Here is a 14499-nt window from a genome sequence, read left to right as displayed (position 1 = left end):
GACATGAGCCTGTTGGACATCCGAAACCTTACTGTCGAATTCGCCACCGCTTCTGGGCAATTCCGCGCTGTGGACGGCGTTGATCTATCCGTCGATAAGGGCGAGTTGATGGCCATTGTGGGTGAAAGCGGCTCGGGCAAATCAGTGTCGATGCTGGCGCTGATGGGCTTGCTGCCCTGGACTGCCACGATCACCGCCGACCAACTGAGTTTCGAAGGCATCGACCTGACCAAAATCTCGGCCCGCGACCGGCGCAAGATCATCGGCAAAGACATCGCCATGATCTTTCAGGAACCAATGTCGTCGCTGAATCCCTGTTTCACAGTCGGCTTTCAGATCAAGGAAGCCTTGCGCATTCATCTGGGCCTGAACCGTAAAGACCGCCACCAACGCGCGATTGAACTGTTCGATCAGGTCGGCATCCCTGCGCCCGAAAGCCGCCTGAATACTTTCCCGCACCAGATGTCAGGGGGGATGAATCAGCGGGTCATGATCGCAATGGCTATCGCCTGCAATCCCAAACTTCTTATCGCAGATGAGCCGACAACGGCGCTGGATGTCACCATTCAGGCGCAGATTCTGGATCTGTTGATCCGGCTGCGTGATGAACAGGGCATGGGTTTGGTGCTGATCACCCATGACATGGGTGTTGTCGCCGAAACCGCCGAGCGCGTGCAGGTGCAATATGCTGGTCAAAAGGTAGAGGAACAGCCGGTCAAAGATTTGTTCCGCACACCACGGCATCCCTACACTTCAGCTTTGCTGAGCGCACTGCCAGAGCGGGCAACGTCCAAAATGTTGCCCACCATTCCGGGCGTGGTACCTGGTCAATTCGACCGGCCCAAAGGATGCCTGTTCAGCCCTAGATGCAAATATGCTGATGATATTTGCCGATCATTGCCTCCAACTCCGCATAGCGCGGAGTTTGGCAAGGCCCGCTGCCACCATGTTGAAAGAATAACCGCCGGAGAACTGGCATGACCGCCCCCATCGTTCAGGCCAGCGCGTTGGCCAGGTTCTACACCGTCAAAGGCGGGTTGTTGTCGAAACCGGCCACGGTCAAAGCTTTGTCCGGCGTGGATTTCGACCTTCGACCCGGCAAGACGCTGGCCATTGTCGGTGAATCCGGTTGCGGAAAGTCGACGCTGGCGCGTGTGGTGACGATGATTGAAGAGCCTACTTCGGGCAGTCTGACCATCGACGGGGTCGAGATCACTCCGTCAAAATGGGCCCAGATGCGTGAGACTGTTCAGATCGTGTTTCAGGACCCTTACGGCTCGCTCAATCCGCGCCAGCGGATCGGGCAAATCCTGCAGGAGCCGCTGATCATCAACCGCCCCGATATGTCCGCCTCCGACCGCGAAGCGCGCGCGCGTGAGATGATCGACCTTGTGGGCCTGCGTCCTGAGCATTACGACCGCTATCCGCATATGTTCTCGGGCGGTCAGCGCCAGCGGATCGCCATTGCCCGCGCACTGATGCTGAACCCAAAGGTTCTGGTGCTGGACGAACCGGTTTCGGCGCTAGACGTCTCAATCCAATCGCAAATCCTGAATCTGCTGGTCGAGTTGCAAGAGCGTCTGAACCTCGCTTACCTCTTCATTTCGCACGACCTGTCCGTGGTGAAACACTTCGCCGACGACGTGATTGTCATGTATCTGGGCCGTGCCGTTGAGAAAGCACCCAAAGAGCAGCTATTCGCCGCGCCCCGGCATCCCTATTCCAAGGCACTGCTCTCTACGACCCCGCGCGCCGACCCCGAGGCCCGAAAAGATCGTATCAAACTGGAAGGTGAGTTGCCGTCGCCGATGAATATCCCGAAGGGGTGTGCCTTTGCGCAACGGTGCTGGTTGGCGACTGAGGAATGCCGCGCTGCGCCTCCGGAACTGAGTGGAACAACCCACCAGGTCGCCTGCCTGCATCCGCTGGACTAGGCGTCTATTCGTCTCTACGCGTTGTGATGATCATCTCCAACAACTGCTCCTTCGTGCGACCTATATGCCGGGTCAGTAGGGCGCAGGCGTCCTCGACTTGACCCGCGCGGGCCAGTGTCAGCAGTTCTCGATGGTCTTTCTTGGCCGGTTCGCGCTGTTTCATGACGCTTAGATGCATCCGCACATAGCGGTCGGATTGCACGTTGACGCGTTGCAGGATTTCATTGCTCAGTCCACGTTCGGCAGCGGCATAGAGCGCCATGTGATATTCGTTGTTCAGGCTGCCCCACCGGCCCACGTCATAAGCGTCATAGGACTTTTCCATCTCGTCCAAAAGCCGTTCACACTCAGCAAACTCGGCATTGGTCATCCGCGGGATCGAGCGCTGGAACAGGTCCACCTCCAGCAGGATACGCAGGTCGAAAATCTCTGCGATCTCGGACAGGGAATGTGAGGTGACCGAGGCGCCCCGGTTATTGGTTAGTTGCACCAGCCCTTCGGCATCCAGCCGTTTCAGAGCTTCGCGGATCGGCATGCGCGATACATCATAGTCCTCTGCCAGCGCTTCTTGGCGAATGGTTTCTCCCTCGGCCATTTCGCCACTCAGAATCCGCTCGCGCAGATCATTGGTAATGACATCTGGCAGACTTTGTCGGGGGATCGCGCGGGTTCTGGGCATTCGGTCGGTCTCGGGCAAAGATAACTTGTATCCAAAATACAAAATGACAGATCGATTTCCAAGCCCTTTGCCAGATCCGATCACAGTCCCGTGTCGAATAATGCCCCGAACATTCGAGATATAAGAGTAATCGTCTTTTTAGCGTTTGACGCATCGCTCACGGCCAAACAATGCAATGGACCGAAGCTTGAATATGCAGCACATTGCCGTCATTTCCGCACGTTCACTGAGACAGGCCATGAAGCCATATTCCTACCCGGTCGTAGCCATCGAGCGCCTACTATGTTCTCGCAGTTCCACGATGCAAGGTATCGCGCCGCTATGGCCACTGCGAAGGACAAGCTGAGAGCGCAGTTTGGTGTGTTGGCCGAGCAAGATGTACCTTTTATCATCAACAATGCCATAGATTTGGGTTACGTCCCGAAACTGCGGAAATTTGACGATTTTTTACACGCCATCACAGCGACGGCTCAGAAACATGGACGGGATCATGAACACATCCGACATTCGTCACGAAGGGATGCGCATCGGAGGGGAGGTCGTTTTCACGAACGCAACAATACCCGTGCACTACCCGTATACAAACGAAGTGATTGGAACTGTTCCTGCTGGCACTGCCGAACACGCGCGCAAAGCTTTTAATTTCGCTGCAAATTACACCCCCACATTGACCCGGTACGAGCGCAGCCAAATCCTGCAACGTACAGGCGAGTTGATCGGTGAGAAGCGAGCGCAACTGGCAAAATGGCTGACGCTGGAGCTGGGCATTTGCCACCAGCATGCGATCTACGAAACCAAACGCGCGCAGGATGTCTACCAATTTGCTGCTGCTGAGGCACTGAAGGATGACGGTGAGATTTTCTCGTGCGACCTGACCCATAATGGCAAAGAGCGCAAGATTTTCACCAAACGCGAACCTGTCAAAGCCATCAGCGCGATTACGCCCTTCAACCACCCTTTGAACATGGTCAGCCACAAGATCGCACCGTCAATTGCGACCAACAATTGCATGGTGTGCAAACCGACCGAGCTGACCCCAATGACTGCGTTGACGCTGGCTGATATCCTGTATGAGGCGGGTTTGCCGCACGAGATGTTTCAGGTTGTCACCGGCTGGCCTCGGGACATTGGGGATGAGATGATCACCAATGAAAACATAGACATCATCACGTTCACCGGCGGTGTTCCGGTGGGCAAGATGATCGCGGATAGAGCCGGCTACAAACGGCAGGCGCTGGAACTGGGAGGCAATGATCCTCTAATCATCCTGAACGATCTGAGCGATACCGATCTGGAAAGGGCCGCAACTATCGCCGTGGCCGGAGCAACCGGCAATTCAGGCCAGCGCTGCACCGCGATCAAACGCATTCTGGTGCAGGAGAGTGTGGCAGGCAAATTCGTACCTCTGGTGTTGGAAAAGGCCAAAGCTTTAAAGTTCGGAGACCCGCAAGATCCCGAAACCCAACTGGGCTGCGTCATCCACGCTGAGGCTGCCGAGTTGTTTGAAAAACGCGTTTACATGGCCGAGAACGAGGGAGCGGAAATCCTCTACCACCCAGGTCGTCAGGGTGCGCTGCTACCTCCGATTGTGGTCGACAAGGTGCCACATGACAGCGAGTTGGTTATGGAGGAGACCTTTGGCCCCATCGTACCAATTGTGCGTGTGCCAGATGACGACGCGAAAGTCATAGAGATCTCGAACGCCACCAAATTCGGCCTGTCCTCGGGCGTGTGTACGAATGACCTGAACCGCGCCATTGCCTATATCAACGGCCTGAACGTCGGCACCTGCAATATCTGGGAGCAGCCAGGCTACAGGATTGAGATGTCGCCCTTCGGTGGTATTAAGGACAGCGGCAATGGCGTCAAAGAAGGCGTCATCGAGGCAATGAAGTTCTTCACCAACGTCAAAACCTATTCCTTGCCTTGGCCGGGATAACAGCACCAAAAACCCCGGACGTAATCGACCGGGGTTTCCATTTTAAGGTCTGAGCATCACCCCTGTACGACATGTTGCCGCTGCACGCCCAGACCCTCGATGCCCAGTTCCATCTTGTCCCCGGGTTTCAGGTAGGTCTGCGGATTCTGTCCCATACCGACGCCCGGAGGCGTTCCGGTTGAAATCACGTCCCCCGGCTGCAGCGACATGAACTGCGATAGGTGAGAGATAACCGTGGCGGCGCTAAAGTGCATCGTGTTGGTCGACCCGTTCTGATAGCGGTGCCCGTTCACCTCAAGATACATCGGCAGGTTCTGCGGATCATCAATCTCATCCCGTGTTACTAGCCACGGACCGATCGGACCGAACGTGTCGGCCGATTTGCCTTTGACCCACTGGCCAGATCGATGCAGCTGAAAGTCGCGCTCCGACAGATCATTTATCACGCAGTACCCTGCGACATGATCCAGCGCCTCCGCTTCGGATACGTATTTGGTGTGCTTTCCTATCACGACACCAAGCTCGACCTCCCAGTCGGTCTTGACCGAGCCACGTGGGATTTCGACGGTGTCATTCGGACCTGTGATTGCCGACGTCGCCTTGAAAAAGACCACGGGCTCAGCAGGTAAATCCAAACCACTTTCGGCAGCGTGGTCAGCATAATTCAGGCCGATGCAAACGAATTTACCAACGTTCGCGACGCAGGCGCCGATGCGCGGATCACCCGCGACGACTGGCAGTTTACCCAAATCAAGACCGCGCAACTGCGACAGTCCTTCATCGCTCAGCGCTGCACCCGAGATATCTGCGACGACACCCGATAGATCACGAATATTCCCGTCGTCATCCAGCACGCCGGGTCTTTCCGCACCAGCCGGTCCATAGCGTAACAGCTTCATTTCTTGTTTCCTTCTGACTCAGGTGGTCCAGCCGCCATCGATAGCGAAAGGCTGACCCGTGGTAAATTTGCTTGCGTCGCTTGCAAGATAAAGTGCCAGTTCAGCGACTTCCTCGGCCGTTCCAACCCGACCCACCTGCTGCCGCGCAATGAAATCGATCATGGCGTTTTCACAATCAACTGTTGCGCGCAGCCGGTCATGCAGGCTGGGGCTGTCGACAATGCCGGGACAAATCGCATTGCAATGGATACTCCGATATCGAAGTTGTTACCATTCAGTACGGTCAAGGTGATCACCTGAAACCCACTTAGGTTACCAAGGCGATTTTGACTGCAAATCCAGATCTGAACGGAATTTTCGGTACAAATGAAGTTCTGCCATCGGCGTAGTGAACGGTGTGCAGGAACTGGGCACAGAAGGTCTGGTCATCATTGGCTATGACAGCGGCAAAGCACAGAAAGATAAGATCAAAAGCGGGTTGATGGCGGGGCGATAACGCAAAACCCGGTTGGATTTGGCTGCGAGCCGGTCGAGGCCGACGTGGCTGCCTTGAACGGTGAACCGGTCCGCTTGCTTGAGGCGGATGGGTCTCCGTTTGGAGGGCGGGCAACCGCTCCCAAAACCGTTGGAACAAATCCACCGGGCTGGACATATTCTCGTTTCGTATTTGTTGAACAAGTGTGTTAGGGTCCGGAATGTATTTTCTGACTTTAATTAAAGGTAGTTGATCCATTGCCCGACAAATCCAACAGCGCATTCAAGCTGCGTCCACTGGAAAAGGCGGATCTGGAGGTCATCACCCCCTGGTTTCAGGACATTGAGGATCTCGCTCGATTTGACCGCACATTACGCGTTCCGTTCAACCTGGCGCAAACCGAAGAGGCCTGGAGCGGCGCTCTTAACCCATCTGGAAGCGATAACAGATGCTGGTTCGTTGTCGAATCCGGCGATGGCCAAGTCTTGGGGGTGGTCGGCCTCGAAGCTATTTCTCCGATTAACCGGGATGCGATCATTGCCATGTTTGTTGAAAAATCGGCGCGCCGATTGGGTCTGGCAATCAGGGCGACGGCATTGATTGCGGATTTAGCGTTTCGTCAGCTTGGCCTGAACCGTCTTACCTCGTACTATCGGCAGGATAACCATATCAGCCGCGACCTTGTCGAAAGACTGGGTTGTCAGATCGAAGGCACGATGCGGGAAGCTTGGTATGCGGACGGGGCATTTCACGACATGATTGTCGTCGGTCTGCTCAAACAGGACTGGGCGAAGCGGCGACAGAATTTGGCGAAAGAATTGAGCCCGGAAACAATAGTAACATTCGGGTCAGGCGGGTGCCCAATCTGGTCATGGCCACCGCAGGTTGATAAATGTAAGTGACGATAAGTGACATACTGGGTGTATATTTGCACTCAGACAGCAACGGCTCTTTTTTGCTATATAGTGACCATAGGGTTCGAAAACGGCCCTTGAGACGAGTTATGAATGTGAACACCACGAGTCCAAATCCTTCCATTACGCAGAAGCTGGGTGCTGTCTTATTCGCCGATGTCGTCGGCTATTCGCGTCTTATGAGCGAAAATGAGCTGGACACGTATAATGCCCTGAAATCACTAATCTCTCAGCTTGAGCAAACCTGCGCACGTTTCCAGGGCCGTGTGGTTGAAGTGCGCGGCGACGGTATTCTGGCCTTGTTTGAAACGGCCACAAGCGCGGTGGAATTCGGTGTAGAGCTGCACCGTATCGCCAGTCAGCACAATCAGAATCGCGCGGAAGACCAACGAATCAATTTCCGTGCCGGTGTTCATCTGGGTGAAATTCTCATTGATGATCGCGGAATTCATGGCGACAACGTCAATATTGCGGCCCGACTGCAGGAAATTGCAGAACCTGAAAGGGTTTACGTCAGTTCCGCAGTTTACGATCAGGTCTGCAACCGCCTGCGCTATGGTTATGAATTCCTAGGGCCTAAACACCTGAAGAACATCCTCTCGCCCGTCTCGACCTATTGTGTGCGCAGCGAAGTCGCCGGCGCAACGATGGCCGGGACAATGCGGCCGGAGATACTTGGCGACGTTCTGGAACGCCCTGATACACCATCGGTCGCAGTTCTTCCCTTTAACAGTCAGAGCGGGGATGAGTCGGACAGTTGGATTGCCGAGGGGCTGACCGACGACATCATCATGAACCTGTCCAAGTTCCGCAATTTGTTTGTCATTGCGCGAAATTCGTCCTTCTTCTTCAAAACACAGTCGATGCCGCCAAAAGAGGCCGCGCAAAAGTTGAATGTGCGCTACGTCGCCCGGGGCAGTGTCCGGCGCTCTGCCAGCCGTATTCGAATAACAGCTGAATTGATTGATGCCACCACCGAACGAACGATTTGGGGCGAAAGGTTCGATCGCAAGATCGACGATATTTTCGATATTCTGGACGAAGTGACTGAGTGCATTGTTGCTGCCACCGCGGTGATGATCGAGTCACATGAAAAGCAGCGTATGATTCAGGCGGTTCCGTCCGACCTCGAGGCTTATGGATCAGTTCTTCAGGGCCAATACCACATTTTCAAATACACCCGGAACGACAATCGGAAAGCACAAAACTTCTACCAGTCCGCATTGGACCGAGACGAAGGCTATGCGCGTGCAGCAGCGGCCTTGTCGCGGACGCTGAATATTGATTGGCGCTATTCTTGGTCCAAAGACCCCTCGAGTGCGCTGGATCAGGCCCTGACCCTTGCACAACGCGCGATCGAGCTTGACCCCACGGATGCACGTGGATTTGGGGAATTGGGCTATGTGCATCTATATCGCAAAGAGCATGACGCGGCGCTACAATCTTATCAACGCGCTTTGGCCTTAAACCCAAATGACGCGGACATGCACTCTGATTTTGCCGACGCTCTGGCACATTCCGGAGACAACGAAACGGCGATTACGCATCTCCAACAGGCCATGCGGCTGAACCCTTATTTTCCCGACCAATACCTGTGGCACTTGGGCGGCGCATATTTTAACCTTCGGCGTTACGAAGATGTTATTGAAACTGTCAACAAAATGAACAACCCCACCGAGGGGCAACGGATGCTAGCGGCAAGCTACGCGCAGCTTGGGCAAACCGATATGGCCCGACAGATCGCAGAAAAACATCGTATCGCCCACCCCAACTTTTCCTTGGCCCGGTGGGAGACGGTTCAACCTGATAGACTGGAAGAAGACACTCAGCATTTTGTCGAAGGTTTGAAAAAAGCTGGGTTCTGAGCTGTCGAAAAAACTGGCGCGTAACTGACGCGCCTGTTTTCTTGTATTATTTTCTTGTATTAATGGCTTGGCTTAATCGCCGCCGCGTGCTTTTGCTCCACTGACCTTCGCACCGCTCACCTTAGCGCCGCTGACTTTCGCACCTGAGACTTTGGCGCCGCTCACCTTGGCACCCGAAACTTTCGCACCGCTGATCGCCGGGCTGTCGAAGCCGAAATAGATATCCAGCAGAACCTGTTCGAACATACCTGTGGTTACGTCCATACGCATAGTCTGGTCGGCTTTGTCGTAGTTCCAGTACATGATGTCGTCTGCCATCTGGTAATCAGCTGCCGCTACACCACTTTTGGTCGGGTTGTTGGGCGCGCGGGACGCCAGATCTCCTGGCTTGTTACTGGTTCCAGCAGCTAGACCAGTTGCACTTGTGCCCGTGCCATGCACAAGGAAAATCGCGGGCTCCGGCAGATCGTAATACGTTCCCTCGTAGGCAAAACCATATATCTTGGCGAACACGGGGTCATCATTACCAGATTTTTTAAATTGTTCGTCTAAATGTTTGTTGTTGCCTTTTTTACGCTTGCCTTTGTCTTCGTACTTTAAGTCTTCAATAACTCTTCCGAAAATCAACACTTCTGAAAAACTGAGCAACGTCTCGGTCATACCAATTCTCCCAATTCGTGGGATCTGACGAAGTCCGAAACCTCATCTCCCCCCTTAATACAGCCACGACAATTCACGGGCCAACAAAGTTCCACATTAAACACCCCCTGATTGCATGCCACAAAACCGCTTCAAAATAAAGGATTTTGGTGTCAGTCTGGCACTTGCGTGCGGACCGAATGAGAATGACTGTCTTCTTCCGGATCAGGCAGGCGTGGACCGGCGGTCGTAAGCCCGATGTCGCGCATGCGGAAATTGCCTTCGATGATTTGTTGAAACGCACCGCCGGTTATTTCCTGATCCACGGCCAGCAGGGCCTTTTCGACTCCGAAATAGCTGAGCATATCCGCGTCCAGCCGATCCCAAGAATCGGCCAGGTAGGTGCCCAGATAATCGCGTGCCTCAAGCAATGCGATGCGGAACCCTTCCGGGTTTTTGGCATATCGCTTGTCGAAAATCTCCTGCATCACCTCACTGTAGTTAGGTGAGTCTTCTAACTGGTCCGATAAGTCTTCGTCATCGGCCGAGATCAGCCCATGCACCAATAGGCGTTCGTGATAGATGTCGATAAAAATATCGAACATCGCGCCGGTCAAGGGTTCGGATAGCGCGTGTTCACTGGACCACCCCGCGGCAAATTCCGAAAGCGACCGGTTGTTCGTGGCCATTCGGATCTGCGCGTTGTCCGACAACTCAGCGAACCGGCTGAGGCGGTTGAAGGAATAGAGGTTGCCCCGAGTATTCTCAAGCAGCTTGTCCACGACAGAACCGAAATGCAAGGACGCTAACAGGGCCACCAGATCGGCCGCGGACTCATGAAAGCCATAGTATTCACCACCCGCCTCCTCGTCCGAGGGCATGCCGATTACGCTGTAAATTATGGCGTGGCCGATCTCATGTGCGACCACGTCGAAATTCAGGCTGTAGGGGCGATATTCGTCCCCATGTTCATGGGTGCCGCCGGTTTCCAAAAAGCCCCAGCCGATATGTGCGTTGTCGAGGCTGGGCAGCAGCGAAAGTTCCAACCGGTCGAAATCGCGCGCGAAATGCCAAGGGATCGGGCGGTCAAAATACCCCTGCCAGACATCCATTGTGAAATGGGCTGATCCAAACAAATGAGCAGCCTCAAAAGCGGGATCGGATGGATCGATATGGATGAAGTTGCCAAATTCATCCGGCATGGCGGGAGGTTGAATATAGCCGTCCCACGGAGGCAGGTACATTCCAGGACCATTTGGACCTGGTACGATTGCACCATACGGGGTGGTTTTTCCCACCGGGTTGACGGTGTACATGCGCGGCCCCGACGGCCCTGGACCGATGCTGCCTTGTGGTGCGGAAACCTCGACCAATTCCAGTTCGGCGCCCGGCTCCAAAAATGGGGACTGCGGGAATAACAGAAACCGCGTTCCGGGCACTTCCTCTTCGATCTGTTCGGGGTAGTTCACTCAACGCCCTCCCGTGTCATGCCCAGTCAAATCCAGAGACCGCTACTCGGCGGCCCCCGCATCGGTCTCCGTATGGCAATACCAATATTCAGCTTCTATTAATTCATAAAATGCATCGCGCCCGACCAGACCAATCGCCTCTGCATAGGAGTCAAGGTCATCGGGCACCTCCTGGTCAAGACGGGATTCAAAATACCACATCAGCACGCGCAGACGATCCGACCCGGAGTCGCCTACCGGGATAGCGCACTGCGCCTTGCTGATCGCCCGATCCCGTAAATCGATATACTGATCCGAGCGGCGCAATTCAGACAACAATTGCGCATCCAATAGACCAGCCCGCGAGGCGACAGCGGCTTCAATACGAGCTCCATCGGCCAGCATGTTTTCATAGCTATCTGGGTTCAGATCATTCGCTTCGATCCACTCCATCAGATCAGATCGGCGTGACAGCCCCAAATTGGCCCTGTGGTCTTCCATTTGCTTGATCAAATCGGAGCGCTCGGGGCTTCGGTCCTGTCGAACTGCATCCTCGCCAGACAACAGAGCCAGCACCGCACGTTCCCTCATGCGCGCAAAGAGTTCAGGGTCCAACCGCAATTCGTCCAAGACAGAACTATCGACCACTGGCTGACCCGCATCCACACGCTTCCGCAGGGCTTTCCACATCAACGTGCGCTCAGTTCGCACCGGGTCCAGAGGGGGCGCGGGGGCATTGCCCAGATGCTCGGACATGCGCACGAGCATGGCGCGAGCATCCTGGGCCTTGGCGTCGATGCGACCTGAAGGCAGCCATTCGGTGAACGCCGGCACTCCAGGAAGTTCGTTCACAGCGTCGAGAATGTCGGCCCAAACCCGTTGGCGGTAGTTCATCGCTTTTGCATGGCGCAGCATCTCTACAGCGGAGGCCGGCGGTAAAATCCCGTCGCTCTGGGCCTGTGATATTGTTGCACTGATCGACACCATCGGTTCGCTCAACGGCTGAAAACCCAGTTCGGCCGGGCTGTGCAGAACCGCCACCTCATCATCATCCTGCAGAACGCCGCTGTGGTAGTCCTCAAAGATACGACCAACGCCAATCATTCCAAAATCGGCGAGTTCGGCCGCGCGCAATGCCCCCATGCTGGCACTACCAAAGATCGGAATACCTTGCTCTATCGCCCACAGGATTTCCTTGTGCCAGACCGACGGCACTCCTTCGAAAAACCCATCAATGATGCCGATCGCATCCGGTTTTTCCTGCACGGCACGATACACGTCGCCCTGTCGGACGGGCGGCAGAATTTTGGCATCCAGGCAGTCGGACACAGCTTTAGGTGACAGTGTCGGGCCCACAAAAACCACAGCGGTCATGTCAGATCCTCTGAAACGCGCAACGCTCTGGAGCCGGGGACGTAGTCCGGATCGTCATGCGGCGCCTCAAGTCCCGGTATAACCGCGCGAACAACCGCGATGTCGTATTCCTCGTGCGACAGATCTACCGTAACCACCTGCGAAATACCCGCACTGGCGAGCTTATGTAACAGAAGCTCCAGATCTTCGTCGAAAGAACCGGTCACGTGGGACGGGCATTCGGCAAATTTACTGCTGGCCTCCGTACCCTCAATCAAGCTGCGCACATAGCGGGCCCGATCGGCTTTGGCATGATCCGTGAATTCCTCGGGGTCCAGGTCATCCCGCGCGCCCGATATATAGGTCAGTCGCGTTTGCGCAGCCTCGGTCAAGGCTCGGAGCAAGGCAATCGCCCGATCCGGATGGCAGCCGTCACCTATGCCGATATGACCGGGTTGCCCACCACCTTCGCAGATCACGCAGCGGAAACTTGCAACGCCTATATCCGAGGTTGTATCCCACAACCCAAGCTCCAGACCAGCCGACGCAATCATCTCGATGGCCTGACGGCAACGTGGATCATCAACACTGTCTGGATCAAGGCGCGGTGAAGACCGTTGGTGATCCCACAACGTAGTCGCATCTCTTTCTATCAATTCGCAGATGGCGTGACAGCTGGCTTCGGCCAAGTTGTTTCCGGAAGCCAGCCCGTTGGTCGATCGGGGAAAGGCCTTCTGTCCACCAACCGGAGCCGCGGTATAGTCTGTGTCGACCATTTCAAGCGGAACCCAGCACGGGACATCGGCACCCAAATCACGCCCCAGAACCCAAAGCATGTTTGCATGGGGGTCAAAGCGCCCACCGGCCACGCGCGGAAGCGTAGCGACATCAATCACATTCGCTTCCTGTGAAAGCTCGGCATATCTGGCGAGACGTTGGGGTAGCTGCACCCGTTCGGCGTGCCAAGCTTCAATGGCCTCCATCACGCCGGACGCTTCGGCTGCGCGCAGTGACAGGCCTTTTCCCAGCGACACCGCAACCGACCGAGAGTTTGGCCGTGCAACCATCACCGTTGGCAATCCGATCCGGTCCAGCCCCGTCAGGTTTGCAATCCGGGTGATCCCCATTTCCTTCAGAAACGGTTTGACGATCTCAAGCGTTTGCTCGGGATCGCGCAGACGATGCGTGTCCAGCACATATTGCTTCTGCGAAACATTGGGCATGTTACGGGCCTTGCTGAAATACTTGACCGCAACGTGAAAATAACTGCGCCGGGCCAGTCTGTTACGGGGCAGGATGATGGATCACACCCGCTCGGTCAACCACCAGAGCCGCCATTCGGCTGAAGGTAAGTGCGATGCGGCCCGGTACTGTACGCCCGCCCCCCCCATATGAGGTCAGGATTGGAGGGTCCTGTCGCAAAGTTATTTGAAGGTCGCAGAGTTTAAGCGGCAAACCGTTCGACTGGAGAGTGCGAGCAATGAACCTGGTGGCGGAGACATTGTTCCTGCGCTTGGTATTTCATGAAATCAAGCGATTGTCCGGTATTGCCAATTGCTTGATGGAGGGAAGCCTGCTCGTGCTTCACCTCCTCATATGTCTCATCCACATGCCGAGATCGACCTGCGGTGCGCCTTCGAAATCGGGCTGCTTAAGGCATGACTCCAGCGTATCCCGCCTCGACGCCTGTCCCAATAAACGGTCGAGACGAATTTGCTCAATGCCGGGGCGGAATACATTGCGGAGTGTGGAACTTGATCCGAAATGCTGTGGGTCGAGCATGTCCAAAAATAATCGGTAGCAGGTTTTCCAATCCGCTGCTGAACATCGAACCAGCCTACCCAGCCCGTCCTGGGCTGGTTAACATGTCCGTCACACATCGTTTTCTCACGCGCAATCTCTAAGCCGTTCCTCAGTATGTAACACGACCCGTTACCAACTTATGAATGCCGGTTTTTTGATATGAGCTGTAGTAGTCAGGAATTGAGAAACGAAGGTTCACAGCCCAGAGCGAACATTGATTATTGGTGTTTGATCCTGAAAGCCCACCTTCGCAATGTGCGGTGCATAGGCGTGAGCGTTGTCGTTGGGAAGGATGCGCTGAGACGCCCTTTACTTAAGAAATGAGTATGCGGACTATTGACTGGCGTCAGCCGATTACCGGATCCTCGATTTCGCGCCAGTCCACTTCTGTTCCCGTTCTCTATTTCATCATATTTTTGAATAGCGGATATTTGGGAAGGTTGTTTTTTGGGGGGCTTGAAGGACCATGGTGTCCTATAGCAGCCCAGCCGAGAGTGCGATGGTTCAGGCCTTTCCCAGTTTTTGGTCAAACCGCCCTTCTTAAGCCTGAT

Annotated in this window: 11 protein-coding genes and 1 pseudogene; 5 read left to right on the top strand and 7 right to left on the bottom strand. The window is 55.0% G+C overall.

Features of this window, described 5'->3' with window-relative positions; translation table 11 throughout:
- Positions 1 to 3: 3 nt before the first annotated feature.
- Positions 4 to 981: an ABC transporter ATP-binding protein gene (locus tag ABLN94_RS05735; protein ID WP_170495112.1), complete on the top strand. Its 978-nt coding sequence runs from the start codon at positions 4 to 6 to the stop codon at positions 979 to 981.
- On the top strand, positions 978 to 1934 hold the full coding sequence (locus tag ABLN94_RS05730; protein WP_352990241.1) for an ABC transporter ATP-binding protein: 957 nt from the start codon (positions 978 to 980) through the stop codon (positions 1932 to 1934). Before ABLN94_RS05735 ends, ABLN94_RS05730 begins: the two co-directional genes overlap by 4 nt.
- A 4-nt stretch (positions 1935 to 1938) precedes the next feature.
- Here ABLN94_RS05730 and ABLN94_RS05725 read toward each other — a convergent pair whose 3' ends face one another.
- Positions 1939 to 2613, bottom strand: a complete 675-nt coding sequence (locus ABLN94_RS05725) for a GntR family transcriptional regulator (protein WP_352990238.1) — start codon at positions 2611 to 2613, stop codon at positions 1939 to 1941.
- A 490-nt stretch (positions 2614 to 3103) separates the two neighbouring features.
- Here ABLN94_RS05725 and phnY point away from each other — a divergent pair, with 490 nt between their 5' ends.
- Positions 3104 to 4552, top strand: a complete 1449-nt coding sequence (phnY, locus tag ABLN94_RS05720; protein WP_352990235.1) for a phosphonoacetaldehyde dehydrogenase — start codon at positions 3104 to 3106, stop codon at positions 4550 to 4552.
- A 56-nt stretch (positions 4553 to 4608) separates the two neighbouring features.
- On the opposite strand, the gene ABLN94_RS05715 is transcribed toward phnY, so the two are convergent.
- Positions 4609 to 5451, bottom strand: a complete 843-nt coding sequence (locus ABLN94_RS05715) for a fumarylacetoacetate hydrolase family protein (RefSeq protein ID WP_352990233.1) — start codon at positions 5449 to 5451, stop codon at positions 4609 to 4611.
- An 18-nt stretch (positions 5452 to 5469) separates the two neighbouring features.
- Positions 5470 to 5706 (bottom strand): annotated as a pseudogene (locus ABLN94_RS05710) (SDR family oxidoreductase); the annotation flags it as partial.
- Between the two features lie 477 nt (positions 5707 to 6183).
- Between ABLN94_RS05710 and ABLN94_RS05705 the strand changes: the two are divergent.
- Both ABLN94_RS05705 and ABLN94_RS05700 read left to right on the top strand, forming a co-directional pair.
- The gene (locus ABLN94_RS05705) at positions 6184 to 6828 is read left to right on the top strand and encodes a GNAT family N-acetyltransferase (RefSeq protein ID WP_352990230.1); all 645 of its coding nucleotides are present in this window, start codon (positions 6184 to 6186) and stop codon (positions 6826 to 6828) included.
- Positions 6829 to 6935: 107 nt separating this feature from the next.
- Positions 6936 to 8705, top strand: coding sequence for a tetratricopeptide repeat protein (locus ABLN94_RS05700; protein WP_352990228.1), 1770 nt, complete (start codon positions 6936 to 6938; stop codon positions 8703 to 8705).
- A 72-nt stretch (positions 8706 to 8777) separates the two neighbouring features.
- Here ABLN94_RS05700 and ABLN94_RS05695 read toward each other — a convergent pair whose 3' ends face one another.
- The 4 genes from ABLN94_RS05695 to ABLN94_RS05680 form a co-directional block, all read right to left on the bottom strand.
- Positions 8778 to 9365: a hypothetical protein gene (locus ABLN94_RS05695; protein WP_352990226.1), complete on the bottom strand. Its 588-nt coding sequence runs from the start codon at positions 9363 to 9365 to the stop codon at positions 8778 to 8780.
- A 152-nt stretch (positions 9366 to 9517) separates the two neighbouring features.
- On the bottom strand, positions 9518 to 10813 hold the full coding sequence (locus ABLN94_RS05690) for a hypothetical protein (protein WP_352990224.1): 1296 nt from the start codon (positions 10811 to 10813) through the stop codon (positions 9518 to 9520).
- Between the two features lie 42 nt (positions 10814 to 10855).
- A complete protein-coding gene (locus ABLN94_RS05685) occupies positions 10856 to 12166 on the bottom strand; it encodes a TfuA-like protein (RefSeq protein ID WP_352990221.1) in 1311 nt (436 codons plus the stop codon).
- Positions 12163 to 13368, bottom strand: a complete 1206-nt coding sequence (locus ABLN94_RS05680; protein ID WP_352990218.1) for a YcaO-like family protein — start codon at positions 13366 to 13368, stop codon at positions 12163 to 12165. Before ABLN94_RS05680 ends, ABLN94_RS05685 begins: the two co-directional genes overlap by 4 nt.
- Between the last annotated feature and the right edge of the window lie 1131 nt (positions 13369 to 14499).

Source organism: Ruegeria sp. SCP11, assembly GCF_040329455.1.
Classification (GTDB): domain Bacteria; phylum Pseudomonadota; class Alphaproteobacteria; order Rhodobacterales; family Rhodobacteraceae; genus Ruegeria; species Ruegeria atlantica_E.
Note: the sequence above shows the minus strand (reverse complement) of the source record. Positions and strands in the feature narration are given on the sequence as shown.

What these genes read in the sequence shown, in the direction of transcription:
- ABLN94_RS05715 (WP_352990233.1), bottom strand. Translation starts at nt 5,451, where the DNA reads ATGAAGCTGTTACGCTATGGACCGGCTGGTGCGGAAAGACCCGGCGTG.
- ABLN94_RS05725 (WP_352990238.1), bottom strand. Translation starts at nt 2,613, where the DNA reads ATGCCCAGAACCCGCGCGATCCCCCGACAAAGTCTGCCAGATGTCATT.
- phnY (WP_352990235.1), top strand. Translation starts at nt 3,104, where the DNA reads ATGAACACATCCGACATTCGTCACGAAGGGATGCGCATCGGAGGGGAG.
- ABLN94_RS05685 (WP_352990221.1), bottom strand. Translation starts at nt 12,166, where the DNA reads ATGACCGCTGTGGTTTTTGTGGGCCCGACACTGTCACCTAAAGCTGTG.
- ABLN94_RS05730 (WP_352990241.1), top strand. Translation starts at nt 978, where the DNA reads ATGACCGCCCCCATCGTTCAGGCCAGCGCGTTGGCCAGGTTCTACACC.
- ABLN94_RS05680 (WP_352990218.1), bottom strand. Translation starts at nt 13,368, where the DNA reads ATGCCCAATGTTTCGCAGAAGCAATATGTGCTGGACACGCATCGTCTG.
- ABLN94_RS05695 (WP_352990226.1), bottom strand. Translation starts at nt 9,365, where the DNA reads ATGACCGAGACGTTGCTCAGTTTTTCAGAAGTGTTGATTTTCGGAAGA.
- ABLN94_RS05735 (WP_170495112.1), top strand. Translation starts at nt 4, where the DNA reads ATGAGCCTGTTGGACATCCGAAACCTTACTGTCGAATTCGCCACCGCT.